The following is a 14,138-nucleotide window of genomic DNA, read 5'->3' as shown; positions in this document are numbered from 1 at the left end:
GAGATCCATGCACGTGTAGCAGTCCTTAACAGATTTACGGAATTAGGTCGCCCACTTACCCAAGTTACGCCTTAAATTTGGCTCAATTAGGGGCGCTTTGCATTTCAAATCTTTGTGCAACAAAGCCTTTATACATTCAAAATATTCAAAAGATGTAACAAATTCTGCGAGTCAATTGCAAGATGTAGTAGGTCAAGGAATTAAAAACCTTGGAAATATGCACTTTACTAGTAAGCAAATAGTTTTTAAAAATTCTAATAGTTTAGCAGGCTTTTATAAGAGTGGAAAAGGAGCTAATGGGGAAGGCACAGGAGTTCAAACAAATATTTCTAGAATCCGAAAGAGTTCTGGTAATATTGAAAATGATATTAATTTAATTTTAAAAAATCCAAAATTGCATAGAAAATGTATTTTGGCATGTAATTTTATTTCAAAATCTTATATCGAAGCCGAATTTAATAAAATTAAACAGGGGCAGAAAGTAAGAGGAAATATAACACAGTGGTTATGGATTCTCTCATCATTCTCCCATGCAGCTAAAGATGCTGGAGTCTTTCCAATGATTTATTGTGCAGCGTAAACAGTACATGTTTTTTAAATATGGGTTTAGCAAATAGTCAGTAATAACCAAATCTCTGTAAAGCCAGCTTAATTTTCTATCAAAATTATCCTTCGCCCAAACGCCATCATCACTCGTCGAAATGGACAATAGACAATCATCACAGATTGGTTATACTGAATAGACCATTTCTAAATCATACGGAGAACAAAGATGGTAACTGCAGGCGACAAGCCAGGAACAGGCTTCTATTTTTGTGTCCAATGCGGACATCGCGTTTACTTAGAAATTGGTACAGACCGTTTACCCCCGTGTACCAAATGCCAAGGCAATCAATTTAACAATAAGAATGCCTAAGCAACAGCACTCAAACAGTTACCCTCTGTTTTGAATGAAAGCCCTATCACACGATAGGGCTTTTTAATGGGATCAATAAAAATATGCTGAATTTTCAGGGTGTTAGAACAGTTGAAGCCCTACAAAAAGAAAGCACAAAATCAAGATACAAATTGAGTGGGTTTGAGGTTCTATCTTATTGAAAAGGAATAATAAAAATTAAGGTGTTTATTGTTTGGTTTTGTTTGAAAAATAGCCATTAATCCTCATATTGAATAAGACATATAGCATATTTCAGGTGCAGTCTTTGCAACATTATCTTGATCTTAACCATGACTCTGGTGTGGCCAATTATGAAATTGGTCAAGAGTTTATTCGGGTTCAGTTCCGTAAAAATAGCAGGGTCTATACTTATAGCTATGCCAGCGCCGGTGTGCAGCATGTCGAGAATATGAAACAGCTGGCCCAATATGGCGATGGGCTGAATGCCTATATCAACCGTTATACTCGCTGGCTGTATTTAAAATAAATAACTGGCCTGTTTTTTGCTTCATGATGCTTCCTAGGAGCGCCACATCCACTTTCGGGTGGATGCTGGTTTTAAAGAAAAATCATCAGGAGCAAAGCCATGTCAAACTCTCAAGCTGCCGATTCTTATACTCAATTGCCGGTCAAGGCGCATCTGCTGGCGGGTTGGCCGTTACTGCTGGTGCTGTTTGGTGGTGCCATTGGGGTGGTTTATGCCGTGCTGGCTTACATGCTGAATATCAAAATTTATCAATCGACCTTATCTAAACTGAATAAAGTCTTGGCCAATTTGCTCTGTGGCATGTCAGCCTTAAGTGGCTGGTGGTTTAGCGCCCAGCTCATTCAAGGACAGTTATTTTAAACAGCTCGATACCTCACGATTAAAGATCTGCAATGTCCTGAACCGGGCAGAATAATCTATGCCTGAATATTCCAGAAAAATACGGAATCATGAAAAAGAATCATGATTATGGCAGCTTGAAAATAAAAAATTCTATCTAAACCGTTTGATGTGAGAAAAATTATCAAAAAGATGAAAAAACGCCGTAGCTTAGGAAAACAATCCCGCCGGCTTTTGACTATTCTATTGCTCAAGGGTGAAAGGGGATCGAAAAGAGTAGATTGCTACCAGTAACGTATCACGTGCGTGTAGTACTTACCCACAAGGTCTCGATTCGGCTTAGGACGCTATAGATCAGAAGTTTATAGGCAAAAAGTTAGAACTTACCAAGTTTTAATTGTATTAGTTCAGACTTGATCGTACATTCTTCTTGAAAAAGAGAAAGTTACCCGTTTTGATAAAGGTGTCGAAATCTTAATCAAACAAAGGTAACTTTCTTATGTTGCATACTAACAATCAAATCATTAAACACAAAGTAGGTCTGCTCAATTTAGCTGAAGAGCTTCAGAATGTATCCAGAGCATGCAAAGTGATGGGTGTTTCAAGAGATACATTTTATCGCTATCAAGAGTTAGTGAAGTCTGGTGATATTGACGCACTGATCAATAAATCCCGTCGAGTACCAAATTTAAAAAACCGTGTAGATGATGCTACTGAACAGGCTGTTATTGATTTCGCAATTCAATATCCCGCATATGGTCAGCACCGTACGAGTAATGAATTACGCAAGAAGGGTGTATTCGTTTCAGGGAGTGGGGTTCGCTCTATATGGCTTCGTCATGATTTAGAAAACTTTAAGAAGCGTTTAAAAGCACTTGAGGCTAAAGTGGCACAGGATGGTATTGAATTAAATGATCAGCAGATTGCGGCACTTGAACGTAAGCATGAGGATGACGTTGCTTGTGGTGAAATCGAAACAGCTCATCCAGGCTATTTAGGCGCGCAAGACACCTTTTATGTCGGGAATCTCAAAGGTGTTGGACGAATCTACCAACAAACATTCATCGACACTTATAGCAAGGTCGTTCATTGCAAGCTCTATACAACAAAAACACCGATTACAGCGGCTGATTTACTCAATGATCGTGTGTTGCCATTTTATCAATCTCAGGACTTACCAATGCTTCGCATCCTCACAGACAGAGGTACTGAGTATTGCGGTAAGGTAGAACAACATGACTATGAGTTGTATCTGGCAGTTAATGATATTGATCACACGAAGACAAAAGCAGCTTCCCCGCAAACAAATGGTATATGTGAGCGTTTCCATAAGACGATTTTGCAGGAGTTCTATCAAATTACATTTAGGAAGAAGCTTTATAGCTCATTGGAAGAATTACAAGTTGATCTAGACGATTGGCTGAAATTCTATAATACTGAACGAACTCATCAAGGAAAAATGTGCTGTGGTCGTACACCACTTGAAACTTTACTTGATGGAAAACGGATTTGGGCTGAGAAAAATTTAGCTCAAATTTAACCTGACAGGCACAATAAAAAATGGGTAACTGTCAGATCAGGTTTGAGCTAGTACATTTTAATAGTTGAAGTATTTCCCGCTCCCTTAAAAATAAAAATTTCAACATCTCTATTCTTCTTTATCTTTTTGTTATTCCTATTTCACTATATTCGTTTAAATCACCTTCATTTTCCTTTCAGTTATCGCAACCTTATTTGCCAGAATCCTACAGGGTACTGAAAGCAGCTATGCTATAAAAAATAAAAACTACCGAGCAGAACAATGAAAATTTATGTCACCAGTCTTATAGTCGATGATCAGGAAAAAGCCTTGCAGTTTTATACTCAGATACTTGGTTTTCGGCTAAAACAGGATGTCCCGGTGGGTGAATATCGCTGGTTGACGCTGGTTTCTCCCGAGCAGCCAGATGGTGTTGAGCTGCTACTAGAACCGGATGTGCATCCCGCAGCGAAAGCCTTTAAAGCCGTCATCAAGGCAGATGGTATTGCTTATACCTCATTTCAGGTCAACGATCTTGAGGCAGAATATCAGCGTTTACTCGCGCTAGGTGTGGTTTTTACTCAAGCACCGATGCTGGCTGGCAATGTGAAAATTGCCGTGCTGGAAGATGGCTGTGGTAATTTAATTCAACTGATGCAGCCGCTGTCTTGAGCCATCATAATCACTTAGATAAATTCTCTTAAAATCGCCATTTTCTGCAAAATAAAATGAAGAATTTAACCTAGTGTATAAAAATTTCTTGTGATTAAGCTTTATTAGGGAAAATTTCCTGAAAATATTTTAAATTGACTGATCTTCGGAAAACAATTTCGGCAGGCTTTGACTACTATATCTCTCAAGGGTGTGACGGGATCGAAAAGAGTAGCATGCTGTCAGCGGCGCAAAACGCGAGTGCAGTACTCACCCAAAAGGTCTCGATTCGGCTTAGGACGCTATAGATCAGAAGTTTATAGGCTATAAGATCATGACGTACAACGTGATGATAGTTGAAGTAAACAGCAAGTTTTCCCTGACACCCTAAAAAATTCCGTGCATGACCAGAACAATGAACTATAAAAATCAAACTCGAAAAACCAGAGAATAAAAACTATTTCTCTCCAGTAGCTTCCAGATTAAATATCTATCTTCTCAATAGATTGACAGCAGATTGGCCGCTTGATATTTTGCCCGCTTTCGACTCCCAAGCTGTACCGCCATGCCTTTAAACGACAACTTTGTATATTGCCCGCCGCAAGAGCCACTGGTCCTGGTCTATGAAGATGATGATCTGGTGGTGATTGAAAAGCCAGCAGGTTTGCTGTCGGTGCCGGGGCGGTTGCCGGAGCATCAGGACAGTGCCTATTTACGCGTGTTGGCGCGCTATCCACAGGCCAAAATTACCCATCGTTTAGATATGGCCACCTCGGGTATTCTGATGTTTGCCAAACATCGTGATGCAGAAGTAGCGGTGAGTAAAATGTTTCAGGCGCGCACCGTGACCAAGCACTATATTGCCCTGGTACAGGGCAAACTCGACGGAGATGGCAAAGTTGAGGTGCCATTAATTACCGACTGGGAAAACCGGCCGCGTCAGATGGTGCATTTTGAACTGGGCAAGCCGGCACAAACTTTATATCAGGGACTGGACTATAATGTCGAGATGGACATCAGCCGGGTATTGCTGACCCCAATTACCGGACGTTCACACCAGCTACGCGTGCATATGCAGTATATCGGCCATCCAATTACCGGCGATAAGCTGTATCATCCAGAACCTGCACGCAGTCCCCTAAAACGCATGGCCTTGCATGCCAGTTATCTGGCTTTTACTCAGCCTTTAAGCGGTGCCGCGGTTGAAATTCATGGACAGGTGCCGTTTTAAGCAGTTGATCCGATTTGGAGTGCTCTCCCCAAAACAGGGGATTGCCGATCCGGATAGAGATCAGGATGATAGAACAGAAAAAAATTAAGCGCTCTATCTCGGAACTGCAACAAAATTAGGGTAAGCTGACCATTAGAACAACAACACAGAACAAGGACAAAATGATGTCACGCGATTATGAACAATTTCCAGATGACGACAACGGCAACGTACTTTGGCAAATGCATGAAGATGGTGATGATCTGGACGAGGCACATGAAATTGAATATTCGATTGCCTTTACCGACCAGGAACAGGCTGAACGTTGTGCCTTATTTCTGTTAAATGAAGAACAAAAAATTTCTTTATTTCAGGATGATGATTCTGGTGTGACCGAATGGATTATTACCATTTATGTTTATATGGAACCGGCCTATGCCGATATTGTTGATTTAGAAGAATGGTTCACCAAAATCGCCAACCAGTTCCAGGGTGAATATGATGGCTGGGGCTGCATGGCCTATGTCTATGATGATGAAGACGAAGAAGAAAACTATCCAGTTTAACCCCATTTTCTAGTACAAAAAAGCATGCCGGAGCGCATGCTTTTTTGCTTTACGCTCGCTTCAACCAAAGTCATACACAGGCCCAAGGCAGAAGGCGTAGACTGAAAATTATTCGCTGTCAACAGGTGATGTCATGCAACACAGCGTACAGTTACACCGTATATTTCAGGCGCCGTTATCACGGGTGTATCGGGCCTTTGTCGATCCGCATGCTTTAGTCAAATGGATGGCGCCACATGGTTTTATCGTGCAGATTGAACAGTTTGAACCCGTGGTCAACGGTCAATATAAAATTGCCTTTTGTAATTTGAGCACGGGCAAAAGCCACGGTTTTCACGGGCAGTATCTGGAAGTGATTCCCGAGCAGCGACTGCGTTATCAGGATGAGTTTGATAGCCCGGATTTACCCGGACTGATTCAGGTCACAATTGAGTTTAAGGCGGTATCGGTCGGAACCGAAGTCTGGATTCAGCAGGACAATCTGCCCGATGCCATTCCCGTCGATGGCTGTTATTTGGGCTGGCAGGAATGTCTGGATTTACTCAGCCTGCTGGTGACCCCTGACATTCCGGATGAGTAAAACCATGCCCATTGCTACCAAACGTATTTATCAGGCTGTAAGCAAGCAGGACGGTACCCGGATTCTGCTGGACCGGATCTGGCCGCGCGGGATCAAAAAAGCCGATGCCCAGATTGACCTGTGGCCGAAGGATTTAACCCCCTCGACCGAACTGCGTAAATGGTTCCATGAAGATACTGAGCGGCACTGGCCCGAGTTTCAGCAGCGTTATCGGCAAGAGTTGCAGCAGCATTTGGACGCGGTGGAGGAAATCCGGCAACTGGCGCAGAAGGGACCAATTACCCTGTTAACCGCAGCAGAAAACGAACAGCATAATCATCTGCAGGTGTTTAAACAGCTGCTGGAACACCCGGGCAAATAACACAAATATTGTTATTAATCCCTAAACCGGTTAGGGATTTTAACGTGATGAAAAATATAAATGTTATAGTAGACCTTTATATTTTTTATTTTGCTCGTTTCGAGGTTTTTATGTCTTTACCGAATTGCCCAAAATGCCAGTCCGAATATACCTATCAAGATGGTGACTTGCTGATTTGTCCTGAATGCGCACATGAATGGAAAGAAGGGGAGCAGGCAGAAGCCGAGGCCGGCGCCATCATTAAAGATGCCAATGGTAATGTACTGGCCGATGGCGATACCGTGACGGTGATTAAAGACCTGAAAATTAAAGGTTCATCTTCTGTGGTGAAAGTGGGTACCAAAGTGAAAAATATCCGCCTATTGCCAGAAGCATCAGATGGTCATGATATTGACTGTAAAGTAGATGGTATTGGCGCAATTAAACTGAAATCGGAATATGTGAAAAAAGCATAATCGCACTGTTTCTCTTGGGTTTTATCTTGCTTTGAAGCAGGGTAAAACCCTGAATTTTTAAGATCACATCTGCACCATATCGGGAGAAGGCTGATGCCACATATCCATCTTGAATATTCAGATCAGCTGCAGGCGCTTGAAATGAAGCCTTTGCTCAGTCGTATCAACCGGACGCTGGTCGAGAATGGCCTGTTTGCTAATGCCTCTGATATTAAAAGTCGCGCCATCTGCCAGCAGGACTATGTGATTGGACTGGATGAAAGCGCACAGGCCTATGTGCATGCCAAAATCTCGATTTTAAAAGGCCGTAGTACCGCCCTAAAGCAGGAAATTTCCCGGACCGTGCTGGAGGTGTTGCAGGATTATCTGCCGCCACAGAATGAATTGACGTTGCAACTGTGTGTCGAAATTCTGGAAATGGACCCGGATATTTACAGCAAAGCCATCATTCATCCTTAATATTTTTCCCTTGCAATGGCACAGTTGTGTATGTGGCATTTTGCTGCTTTCAATACTTTCCCATCTTCATCTTCTGTGCTGTTTCTTGCTGAAATTAGGCGTTTTTTTACAGGAATCTATTTGAAATAAAGAGCCGAAGCTCGTAAATAATAAATAAAGAGCAACAGGATGTGCCCAGCCATGCGAAAACAGAACAATAAACCGGGTCTGCTCCAGCCCGAAGCGAAGCCGCCGCGTCCCCATCACTGGAAGCCGGAAAAATCTGCCGCCAGTTGGGTCAAGCGGGATATTGAAACCCAGAATATTGTCCGGGTGATGGCCGGTTTTGTGATTAGCGCGGTGATTATTGCGGCGCTGTATTTTGGTCAGGATGTGCTGATTCCGCTGGCACTGGCTATTTTGCTGGCATTTTTGCTGGAACCGCTGGTGTCACGGCTAAAAAAATGGGGGCTGCCACAGCTGCCGTCGATTGCCATTGTCATGATTTTCACCATTAGTGTGCTGGCTGGACTGGGCAGTTATCTGGGTTTTCAGCTCAAGGATTTAAGTCAGGAATTACCGCAATATCAGGACACCATTCAGCAAAAACTGAATACGGTGAAATCGCTAACCTCTGGCCCTAGTGCCTGGGATGGGGCCAAAACCACTTTCGATACGGTGGAAAGCTCGTTTGAAGGCATCAATCAGGTCGAGCAGGAAAAGGGTGTGCAGAATGTCAAGGTGGTCGGACTGGAGCAAAGTCCTTCCGATGCCGCCATGGCGTGGGGCAGCAAGATTTTAAGCCCGATTGCCACCATTGGTATCGTATTTTTATTTGTGGTGCTGATTTTAATTAGCCGTAAAGATCTGCATGACCGCTTGTTGCGTCTGCTTGGCGGTAATTTGAATATTGGTACCGATGTGCTGGATGAAGCCGGCCAGCGCATTGGTACCTATTTGCGCATGCAATTGCTGGTCAATGTCACCTATGGCATTCCGATGGCAGCCGGACTGTGGTTTATTGGCGTGCCTGCGGCCATCATGTGGGGCATGCTGGCGGTGGTGCTGCGCTTTGTGCCTTATGTCGGCCCGATCATTTCTGCGGTGTTCCCGTTAACGCTGGCTTTTGCGGTGGATCCAGGCTGGAATATGTTCCTCTGGACGCTGGGCCTGATTCTGCTGCTGGAGCTGATCAGTAATAACATCATTGAGCCGTGGTTATATGGCGAAAGTACCGGCCTGACTACCTTGTCGATTATTCTGGCTGCCACCTTCTGGACCTTAATCTGGGGACCAATTGGTCTGATTTTATCAACACCGTTAACGGCCTGTTTGCTGGTGCTGTCGCACTATATTCCGGCGTTGGGCTTTGTCAAAGTGTTAATTGGCAGTGCCCCGGTGCTGTCACCGCCCGAACGTTTTTATCAGCGTTTGGTGGCCGATGAAGTACATGATGCGCTGGATGTGGCTAATGCATATATCCAGCAGGAGCTGCCGAAAAAAACGAATAAAGAAGCGCTGGTCCGGAAAATCAATAATTTCTATGATGAAGTGGCGATTCCTGCGATTTGCCTGTTTTCGCAGGTCCATAATACCGAGGCCAGCGCCGAACACCGTTTGCGCATGCATCAGGGTTTAAAACGGTTTAATCATGAATTTCAGCAGCAATATCCGCTACAGACCGAACTGAACAACCCCAAAGTCATGTGTCTGGGGGCACGTTGGGAGGTGGATGTGCTGGCCTCTGCCATGCTGGCCCATGGTCTGAACCTGAAAAAGATTGCCGCCTGTAGCCATGCCGATGCCTTGATTCAATCGCGCTCGGATGTGTTGAGTGCCGTGCCGGAATCGACCGACATCATCTGTATCACTATTTTTCATCAGCAACCGATGGCGCAAATCCGCCTGTTGAACCACCGGATACGCACACTAAAACCGCAGATCAAACTGGTGTTTGCTTTGCTGGGCAATCAGTCGACGCATTTGCGTGATGAGATTGAGCGTCTGTTTCAGCCTGAAGCTGTGGTGAATAGTGTGAATGAACTGATGCTGAATATGGATATGCTGCTGATGGCACAAGGGGAAAACCCGGCGGCGGCACTGATGCATGACAATGAGGCTGAACGTTTACAAGCTTTGCATGAACTGGATTTATTGCAGTCGGAATTGCTGCCAATTTACAGCCAGTATATTGAAGAAGCGCGGCAGGCCTTTGATGTGAAATATGCCCAGATTTCGCTGGTCGATGCCGGGCAGGTGCATACTCCGGCTAGTCCGCTGGCAGAAGCGGTGGAGTCGCCGATCCACGCAGCGCAGCGCCGTGAAGAATCGATTTGTACCCATCTGGTTTATCAGAATGAAGCGCTGGTCATTGAAGATATTCAGCGTGATCCACGCTTCCGGCAGTATCCTCATCTGGCCAGACAGAAAATCCGTTTTTATGCCGGGGTGCCAATTCAAAGCAAACAGGGCTTGGCCATAGGCAGCTTATGTATTCTGGACAAGCAGGTGCGGCAGATGTCTGAAGAAGATCTGGATTTGCTGAAAGCACTGGCGCTGGATTTACAGGAGACCTTAAGCAGTGAGCGATTACGCAAACAGAAGCTGGAGGAAATCCAGCGTTTGGGCCAGGCCGATTTAAGTCAGGCCGTGGTGACAGATTCCTAATGATTGCATCCTTGTCCACATACGGCTGTTTGCATCTGGCCGTTAGGTTATCGTTTAAAACTAGGGGAGAGCAGTTCGTTGGCCTTTCATGATTTTTATCGCTTAAGTTCGCATGCGGTAATTTGTAATGCCCAGCAGCAGGTGCTGTTACTTAAAGCTACCTATGCCGATCAGGCCTGGGGCTTACCGGGTGGCGCGCTGGATATGGGGGAAACCATCCACGAGGCCTTAATTCGGGAATGTCAGGAAGAAATTGGCTGTCAGGTGCAGGTGGGGTATTTGTCGGGTGTGTATTTTCATGCAGCGGTGCAATCCCATGCTTTTATTTTTCGCTGTCATGTACCGGAAGATGCACAGATTCAGCTAAGCGATGAACATGCCGAATATCGCTGGTTTGATCTGGCGCAACTGGCGCCGGTTCAGCGGACTCGGGTAGAAGATTGTCTGAATTTTCAGGGCAATGTCATCAGCCGGAGTTTTTAACCTGCGGCTTGCAAAATGATTACACAAAAGTGATCAAACGGCTGTTAGACAAGCCCTGTAAACAGCCGCGACAATGTTTGGCTCAGGGTACTGCGTGTTGCGAGGCTTGCAGGGTGGCAATAATCTCATCCAGCTTTTTGATGCGTTTAACCTCATCCCACAGCGCTTTGGCTTCCGGATAATGCTTTGACATCATGCCCAGCCATTGTTTATAACGCCCCAGCATACCAATTTCGGTTTTGGCCGGACCGTGAATAAAGCGGATTTGCAAATCAAGCAGATCTTGCCAGCTCAGTAAGGGTGCATCAGAGTTCTGGCGGATACATTGGGTGAGGTCAGGGGTGGTGACGGCACCACGACCAATCATTAAATCTTCACAGCCCGATTCTAACTGGCATTGTTTGGCATCGGCATTGGTCCAGATTTCCCCATTGGCAATCACATTAATCTTCAAGGCTTCACGAATCGGGGCCAGCTGATCCCAAAAGGCCGGCGGGGTATAACCATCGGCTTTGGTGCGCGCATGGACCGTGACCCAGGAGGCGCCTGCATCTTCAATGGCATGGGCATTGTCCAGCATGAAGTTGCGATCCATATAGCCTAAGCGCATTTTGGCAGAAACCGGAATATGTGCCGGCACGGCATCGCGCACAGCTTTGACCAGCTCATGTACCACTTCCGGTTCATCTAGCAGGACCGAACCGCCACGATGACGGTTTACGGTTTTGGCCGGACAACCAAAGTTCAGGTCAATCGCTGGTGCGCCCATGGCTGCAACTTTGACTGCATTAGCGGCTAGCATGTCCGGGTTGTTGCCCAGAAACTGCACATGCACTGGGGTGCCAGCCGCAGTTTTACCGCCGTTCAATAATTCCGGGCAATAGCTGTGATAGATATGATCGGGCAGGATTGAGTCGGTGACCCGAATAAACTCAGTCACACACCAGTCGAAGCTGCCGACAGACGTGAGGACATCACGCATGATCGGATCGGTTAAGCCTTCCATGGGTGCAAGCACAAGTTTCAACGCGTTCACCTGTTAATTTGAAAAACGGTGTTATACGTTTTTTTTACCAAGATGTCTAGGAAAAGGTCTTTGAAGTATTGTAGAGCGAGATAAGGCTTAGCCTTTATATTTCGAATAAGAAATTTTATGTTAAAGAAAATATTAAATAATATAATAAATAAGTTATTGAATTTAATTAATTTTTAAAAAAAATATAGATTTTATAAGAAAAATTAATATTTATATCAAAAAAACTTGATTATTTTTATTTTTACTGTATATTTAACTTAACTAGAAAAAAGTCTTGTTTCGGTAAATCTTCCTTAAGTATCGCAGTTTTAGTCATAATCCTTCGTTTTTTAGATTTTAAGTCTCATTCTTTATTATTTTCAAAGTTATTAATCAGTCAATAAAATGACTAAAAAATTATTAAAAATTAGTAGGATATATTATGTCAAACTCAAATGTTGTTAAAGGTACTGTTAAGTGGTTTAACGAAACTAAAGGTTTTGGTTTCATTCAACAAGAATCAGGTCCAGACGTTTTTGCTCATTTCAGCGAAATCGCGAGTTCAGGTTTCAAGACCTTATTTGAAGGCCAGCAAGTTGAATTCAGTGTAGCTCAAGGTCAAAAAGGACCGAATGCTGTAAATATTGTTGCTATCTAAGTAATAATAAGCAGTAATAAAAAGCACTCATAAGTGCTTTTTTTATGCTTTAAAATGTTTTCAAAATTGAAAAAATCTCTAAAAAATAGGATATAAGTTGTTAAAAGTAAATGATTTAATTGCAAAATCTAAAAATGGTACTGAAATTATTGTTTCATTAATTCCTCTACATAAAATGCAAAATACACGTCAAGGTTTAAAACAAGTCGAAGTAGGTAAAAGAGTTCTACTGGAATCTGGAATAGAAGTTGATTTAAATTTGGATGGCCGTACATTTTACACTTCTCTAAATCAGCTATTTAAATTAAATCATAAAGTTTCTTAGCGATAAATTTTTAAACATCAATAATTTATGTGGGATTTCCACTGCAATTTTTTTAAGGAAATATATATGTTTAAACAGACTCTCAGCGTAAAAGACCAGTTTGGCGTTAAACACGCTATTCAAGCCACAGTGGATCATGAGTTTGCCAACACACAATCTCATTTGAATATAAAACATATCACCGTTGATGGTGAAGATATTCGACCTAGTTTTGAAATGCTTTTTCAAAGTACCTTAAGTGGAAAAATATTTAAAATCATCTAGAAATATAGTTTTTATAAAATCTATAGTCTGAATGAAATATCAGGACCTACTCGCTATCATGCGGGTTTTTTATACCTAATATTTATATTTGTAAGCCTTTGCTTATGCGAAACGAGAGTTCACAGCTCTCGTTTTTTTATTCTAAAACTGCTAAAATTCTTATACGCCATTGACGTACTCAAACCTATGCTATTCATTGAAACCAGTATTTTTACCAAGCAAATCAAAGAGCTTGTAAGTGATGAAGAGTATCGTCAGCTCCAGCAAGATCTCTTGGTACAGCCTGATAAAGGTGACTTAATCAAGAATGGCGGTGGCATTCGTAAAGTACGCTGTGCTCAAGGTAATAAAGGTAAAAGTGGCGGTATCCGTGTGATCTATTACTGGGTCACAGAAGATGATCAGATATTTTTCCTAGTGGCTTATCCAAAGTCTACGAAAGATAATCTGACAGACAAAGAGACTTCGATCCTACGTCAATTAGTGAAGGAGCAATTTCATGGATAACAACTTATTTGATGACCTGGTTGCTTCAATCAAAGAAGCTGGTGCCATCAAACGCAATGAAATGAAAGCAAGCCGAGTGACTGAGCTTGAATTACCAGATATTAAAGAAGTACGTGAGAAAACTGGCTTAACCCAGGCAGAGTTTGCTGCACGTTTACATATCAGTGCGAGAACCTTGCAAAACTGGGAACAAGGCCGTCGTTATCCGACTGGTCCTGCAGCGACTTTAATTCGCATTCTGGATGCCCATCCAACTCTGATTTAAAAGTTTAGATAATAAAAAAACCCCGGCATCCTGCCGGGGTTTTTCATCGTTGCTGATTGTGCTGTTGTACCCTCTGGTCCATGTGCAATAACTTATAATTTTTGTTTTATGTTATGGAACTTCCTGTTCCTGATGAGTTCATCATAGGAAAACTCCAGTTTTCAGAATAGCCGCAAATAGCCGATATTCTTGTGCGTTCTAACCTACAAAATAGGCTAAATTTTATCCACAGCAATTGGGGGTAGTTTCGGATCCTGAAAGCCGATGAAATGGGCTCTGCTTGCCAAATTGATCGTTTTTTTAGTCAATTTTACTGGCGAAATGTTACAGATCCGCTTAAAAACTCACCAACTTATTACAAAAGTTGATTTCTGCTGTTTTTGTGATCACGGTTAAAATTCTAAGTAATTG

General features: G+C 43.0%; 20 protein-coding genes. 19 read left to right on the top strand and 1 reads right to left on the bottom strand.

What is annotated here, in order from left to right; translation table 11 throughout:
- Positions 1–97 precede the first annotated feature (97 nt).
- The 14 genes from FTU55_RS05780 (at position 98) to FTU55_RS05715 (ending at position 10,693) form a co-directional block, all read left to right on the top strand.
- The gene (locus FTU55_RS05780; protein WP_257222853.1) at positions 98–580 is read left to right on the top strand and encodes a hypothetical protein; all 483 of its coding nucleotides are present in this window, start codon (positions 98–100) and stop codon (positions 578–580) included.
- Positions 581–772: 192 nt separating this feature from the next.
- A complete protein-coding gene (locus FTU55_RS05775; protein WP_075167893.1) occupies positions 773–916 on the top strand; it encodes a zinc ribbon-containing protein in 144 nt (47 codons plus the stop codon).
- A 286-nt stretch (positions 917–1,202) separates the two neighbouring features.
- On the top strand, positions 1,203–1,424 hold the full coding sequence (locus FTU55_RS05770; protein ID WP_005175863.1) for a hypothetical protein: 222 nt from the start codon (positions 1,203–1,205) through the stop codon (positions 1,422–1,424).
- Positions 1,425–1,523: 99 nt separating this feature from the next.
- Positions 1,524–1,784, top strand: coding sequence for a hypothetical protein (locus FTU55_RS05765; protein WP_016659841.1), 261 nt, complete (start codon positions 1,524–1,526; stop codon positions 1,782–1,784).
- A 478-nt stretch (positions 1,785–2,262) separates the two neighbouring features.
- Positions 2,263–3,303, top strand: a complete 1,041-nt coding sequence (locus FTU55_RS05760) for an IS481 family transposase (protein ID WP_004642076.1) — start codon at positions 2,263–2,265, stop codon at positions 3,301–3,303.
- Between the two features lie 261 nt (positions 3,304–3,564).
- A complete protein-coding gene (locus tag FTU55_RS05755) occupies positions 3,565–3,954 on the top strand; it encodes a VOC family protein (RefSeq protein ID WP_180046447.1) in 390 nt (129 codons plus the stop codon).
- Between the two features lie 544 nt (positions 3,955–4,498).
- Positions 4,499–5,164: a pseudouridine synthase gene (locus FTU55_RS05750; RefSeq protein WP_180046445.1), complete on the top strand. Its 666-nt coding sequence runs from the start codon at positions 4,499–4,501 to the stop codon at positions 5,162–5,164.
- Between the two features lie 164 nt (positions 5,165–5,328).
- Positions 5,329–5,709 (top strand): ribonuclease E inhibitor RraB, encoded by a 381-nt coding sequence (locus FTU55_RS05745; RefSeq protein ID WP_016659844.1) that lies wholly within the window; start codon positions 5,329–5,331, stop codon positions 5,707–5,709.
- A 133-nt stretch (positions 5,710–5,842) separates the two neighbouring features.
- Entirely contained in the window at positions 5,843–6,289 is a 447-nt protein-coding gene (locus tag FTU55_RS05740) for an SRPBCC family protein (RefSeq protein ID WP_180046443.1), read from the top strand.
- Positions 6,290–6,293: 4 nt separating this feature from the next.
- Positions 6,294–6,650 carry a DUF488 domain-containing protein gene (locus FTU55_RS05735; protein WP_005175875.1) on the top strand — a complete coding sequence of 119 codons (357 nt, stop codon included), beginning with the start codon at positions 6,294–6,296 and terminating at the stop codon, positions 6,648–6,650.
- A 110-nt stretch (positions 6,651–6,760) separates the two neighbouring features.
- Positions 6,761–7,105 (top strand): zinc ribbon domain-containing protein YjdM, encoded by a 345-nt coding sequence (locus FTU55_RS05730; RefSeq protein ID WP_016659847.1) that lies wholly within the window; start codon positions 6,761–6,763, stop codon positions 7,103–7,105.
- A gap of 93 nt (positions 7,106–7,198) precedes the next feature.
- A complete protein-coding gene (locus FTU55_RS05725) occupies positions 7,199–7,564 on the top strand; it encodes a 5-carboxymethyl-2-hydroxymuconate Delta-isomerase (protein ID WP_005175881.1) in 366 nt (121 codons plus the stop codon).
- Between the two features lie 180 nt (positions 7,565–7,744).
- Positions 7,745–10,210: an AI-2E family transporter gene (locus FTU55_RS05720; RefSeq protein ID WP_180046440.1), complete on the top strand. Its 2,466-nt coding sequence runs from the start codon at positions 7,745–7,747 to the stop codon at positions 10,208–10,210.
- Between the two features lie 78 nt (positions 10,211–10,288).
- Positions 10,289–10,693 (top strand): NUDIX hydrolase, encoded by a 405-nt coding sequence (locus FTU55_RS05715; protein WP_005175886.1) that lies wholly within the window; start codon positions 10,289–10,291, stop codon positions 10,691–10,693.
- 82 nt (positions 10,694–10,775) lie between these two features.
- Here FTU55_RS05715 and FTU55_RS05710 read toward each other — a convergent pair whose 3' ends face one another.
- Complete coding sequence (locus tag FTU55_RS05710; RefSeq protein ID WP_180046438.1) at positions 10,776–11,720, bottom strand: tRNA-dihydrouridine synthase; 945 nt, start codon at positions 11,718–11,720, stop codon at positions 10,776–10,778.
- A gap of 430 nt (positions 11,721–12,150) precedes the next feature.
- On the opposite strand from FTU55_RS05710, the gene FTU55_RS05705 reads away from it, so the two are divergent.
- The 5 genes from FTU55_RS05705 to nadS all read left to right on the top strand — a co-directional run bounded on the left by FTU55_RS05705 (position 12,151) and on the right by nadS (position 13,727).
- Positions 12,151–12,366 carry a cold-shock protein gene (locus tag FTU55_RS05705; protein WP_000071892.1) on the top strand — a complete coding sequence of 72 codons (216 nt, stop codon included), beginning with the start codon at positions 12,151–12,153 and terminating at the stop codon, positions 12,364–12,366.
- A gap of 97 nt (positions 12,367–12,463) precedes the next feature.
- A complete protein-coding gene (locus FTU55_RS05700) occupies positions 12,464–12,691 on the top strand; it encodes a hypothetical protein (protein WP_168407436.1) in 228 nt (75 codons plus the stop codon).
- A 66-nt stretch (positions 12,692–12,757) separates the two neighbouring features.
- Entirely contained in the window at positions 12,758–12,955 is a 198-nt protein-coding gene (locus FTU55_RS05695) for a hypothetical protein (RefSeq protein WP_000476222.1), read from the top strand.
- Between the two features lie 186 nt (positions 12,956–13,141).
- Entirely contained in the window at positions 13,142–13,462 is a 321-nt protein-coding gene (locus FTU55_RS05690) for a type II toxin-antitoxin system RelE/ParE family toxin (protein WP_004755868.1), read from the top strand.
- Positions 13,455–13,727 carry a NadS family protein gene (gene nadS, locus FTU55_RS05685; protein ID WP_004896911.1) on the top strand — a complete coding sequence of 91 codons (273 nt, stop codon included), beginning with the start codon at positions 13,455–13,457 and terminating at the stop codon, positions 13,725–13,727. Before FTU55_RS05690 ends, nadS begins: the two co-directional genes overlap by 8 nt.
- Positions 13,728–14,138 lie beyond the last annotated feature (411 nt).

The sequence above is a fragment of the Acinetobacter sp. YH12117 genome (genome assembly GCF_013418865.1).
In the GTDB taxonomy this organism is placed as follows: domain Bacteria; phylum Pseudomonadota; class Gammaproteobacteria; order Pseudomonadales; family Moraxellaceae; genus Acinetobacter; species Acinetobacter indicus.
This window is presented reverse-complemented; position numbering and strand designations above follow the sequence as displayed.

Excerpts from the sequence above, each read along its gene's own strand:
- FTU55_RS05775 (WP_075167893.1), top strand. The coding sequence starts at position 773 with ATGGTAACTGCAGGCGACAAGCCAGGAACAGGCTTCTATTTTTGTGTC.
- FTU55_RS05765 (WP_016659841.1), top strand. The coding sequence starts at position 1,524 with ATGTCAAACTCTCAAGCTGCCGATTCTTATACTCAATTGCCGGTCAAG.
- FTU55_RS05760 (WP_004642076.1), top strand. The coding sequence starts at position 2,263 with ATGTTGCATACTAACAATCAAATCATTAAACACAAAGTAGGTCTGCTC.
- FTU55_RS05755 (WP_180046447.1), top strand. The coding sequence starts at position 3,565 with ATGAAAATTTATGTCACCAGTCTTATAGTCGATGATCAGGAAAAAGCC.
- FTU55_RS05750 (WP_180046445.1), top strand. The coding sequence starts at position 4,499 with ATGCCTTTAAACGACAACTTTGTATATTGCCCGCCGCAAGAGCCACTG.
- FTU55_RS05745 (WP_016659844.1), top strand. The coding sequence starts at position 5,329 with ATGTCACGCGATTATGAACAATTTCCAGATGACGACAACGGCAACGTA.
- FTU55_RS05740 (WP_180046443.1), top strand. The coding sequence starts at position 5,843 with ATGCAACACAGCGTACAGTTACACCGTATATTTCAGGCGCCGTTATCA.
- FTU55_RS05735 (WP_005175875.1), top strand. The coding sequence starts at position 6,294 with ATGCCCATTGCTACCAAACGTATTTATCAGGCTGTAAGCAAGCAGGAC.
- FTU55_RS05730 (WP_016659847.1), top strand. The coding sequence starts at position 6,761 with ATGTCTTTACCGAATTGCCCAAAATGCCAGTCCGAATATACCTATCAA.
- FTU55_RS05725 (WP_005175881.1), top strand. The coding sequence starts at position 7,199 with ATGCCACATATCCATCTTGAATATTCAGATCAGCTGCAGGCGCTTGAA.
- FTU55_RS05720 (WP_180046440.1), top strand. The coding sequence starts at position 7,745 with ATGCGAAAACAGAACAATAAACCGGGTCTGCTCCAGCCCGAAGCGAAG.
- FTU55_RS05705 (WP_000071892.1), top strand. The coding sequence starts at position 12,151 with ATGTCAAACTCAAATGTTGTTAAAGGTACTGTTAAGTGGTTTAACGAA.
- FTU55_RS05695 (WP_000476222.1), top strand. The coding sequence starts at position 12,758 with ATGTTTAAACAGACTCTCAGCGTAAAAGACCAGTTTGGCGTTAAACAC.
- FTU55_RS05690 (WP_004755868.1), top strand. The coding sequence starts at position 13,142 with ATGCTATTCATTGAAACCAGTATTTTTACCAAGCAAATCAAAGAGCTT.
- nadS (WP_004896911.1), top strand. The coding sequence starts at position 13,455 with ATGGATAACAACTTATTTGATGACCTGGTTGCTTCAATCAAAGAAGCT.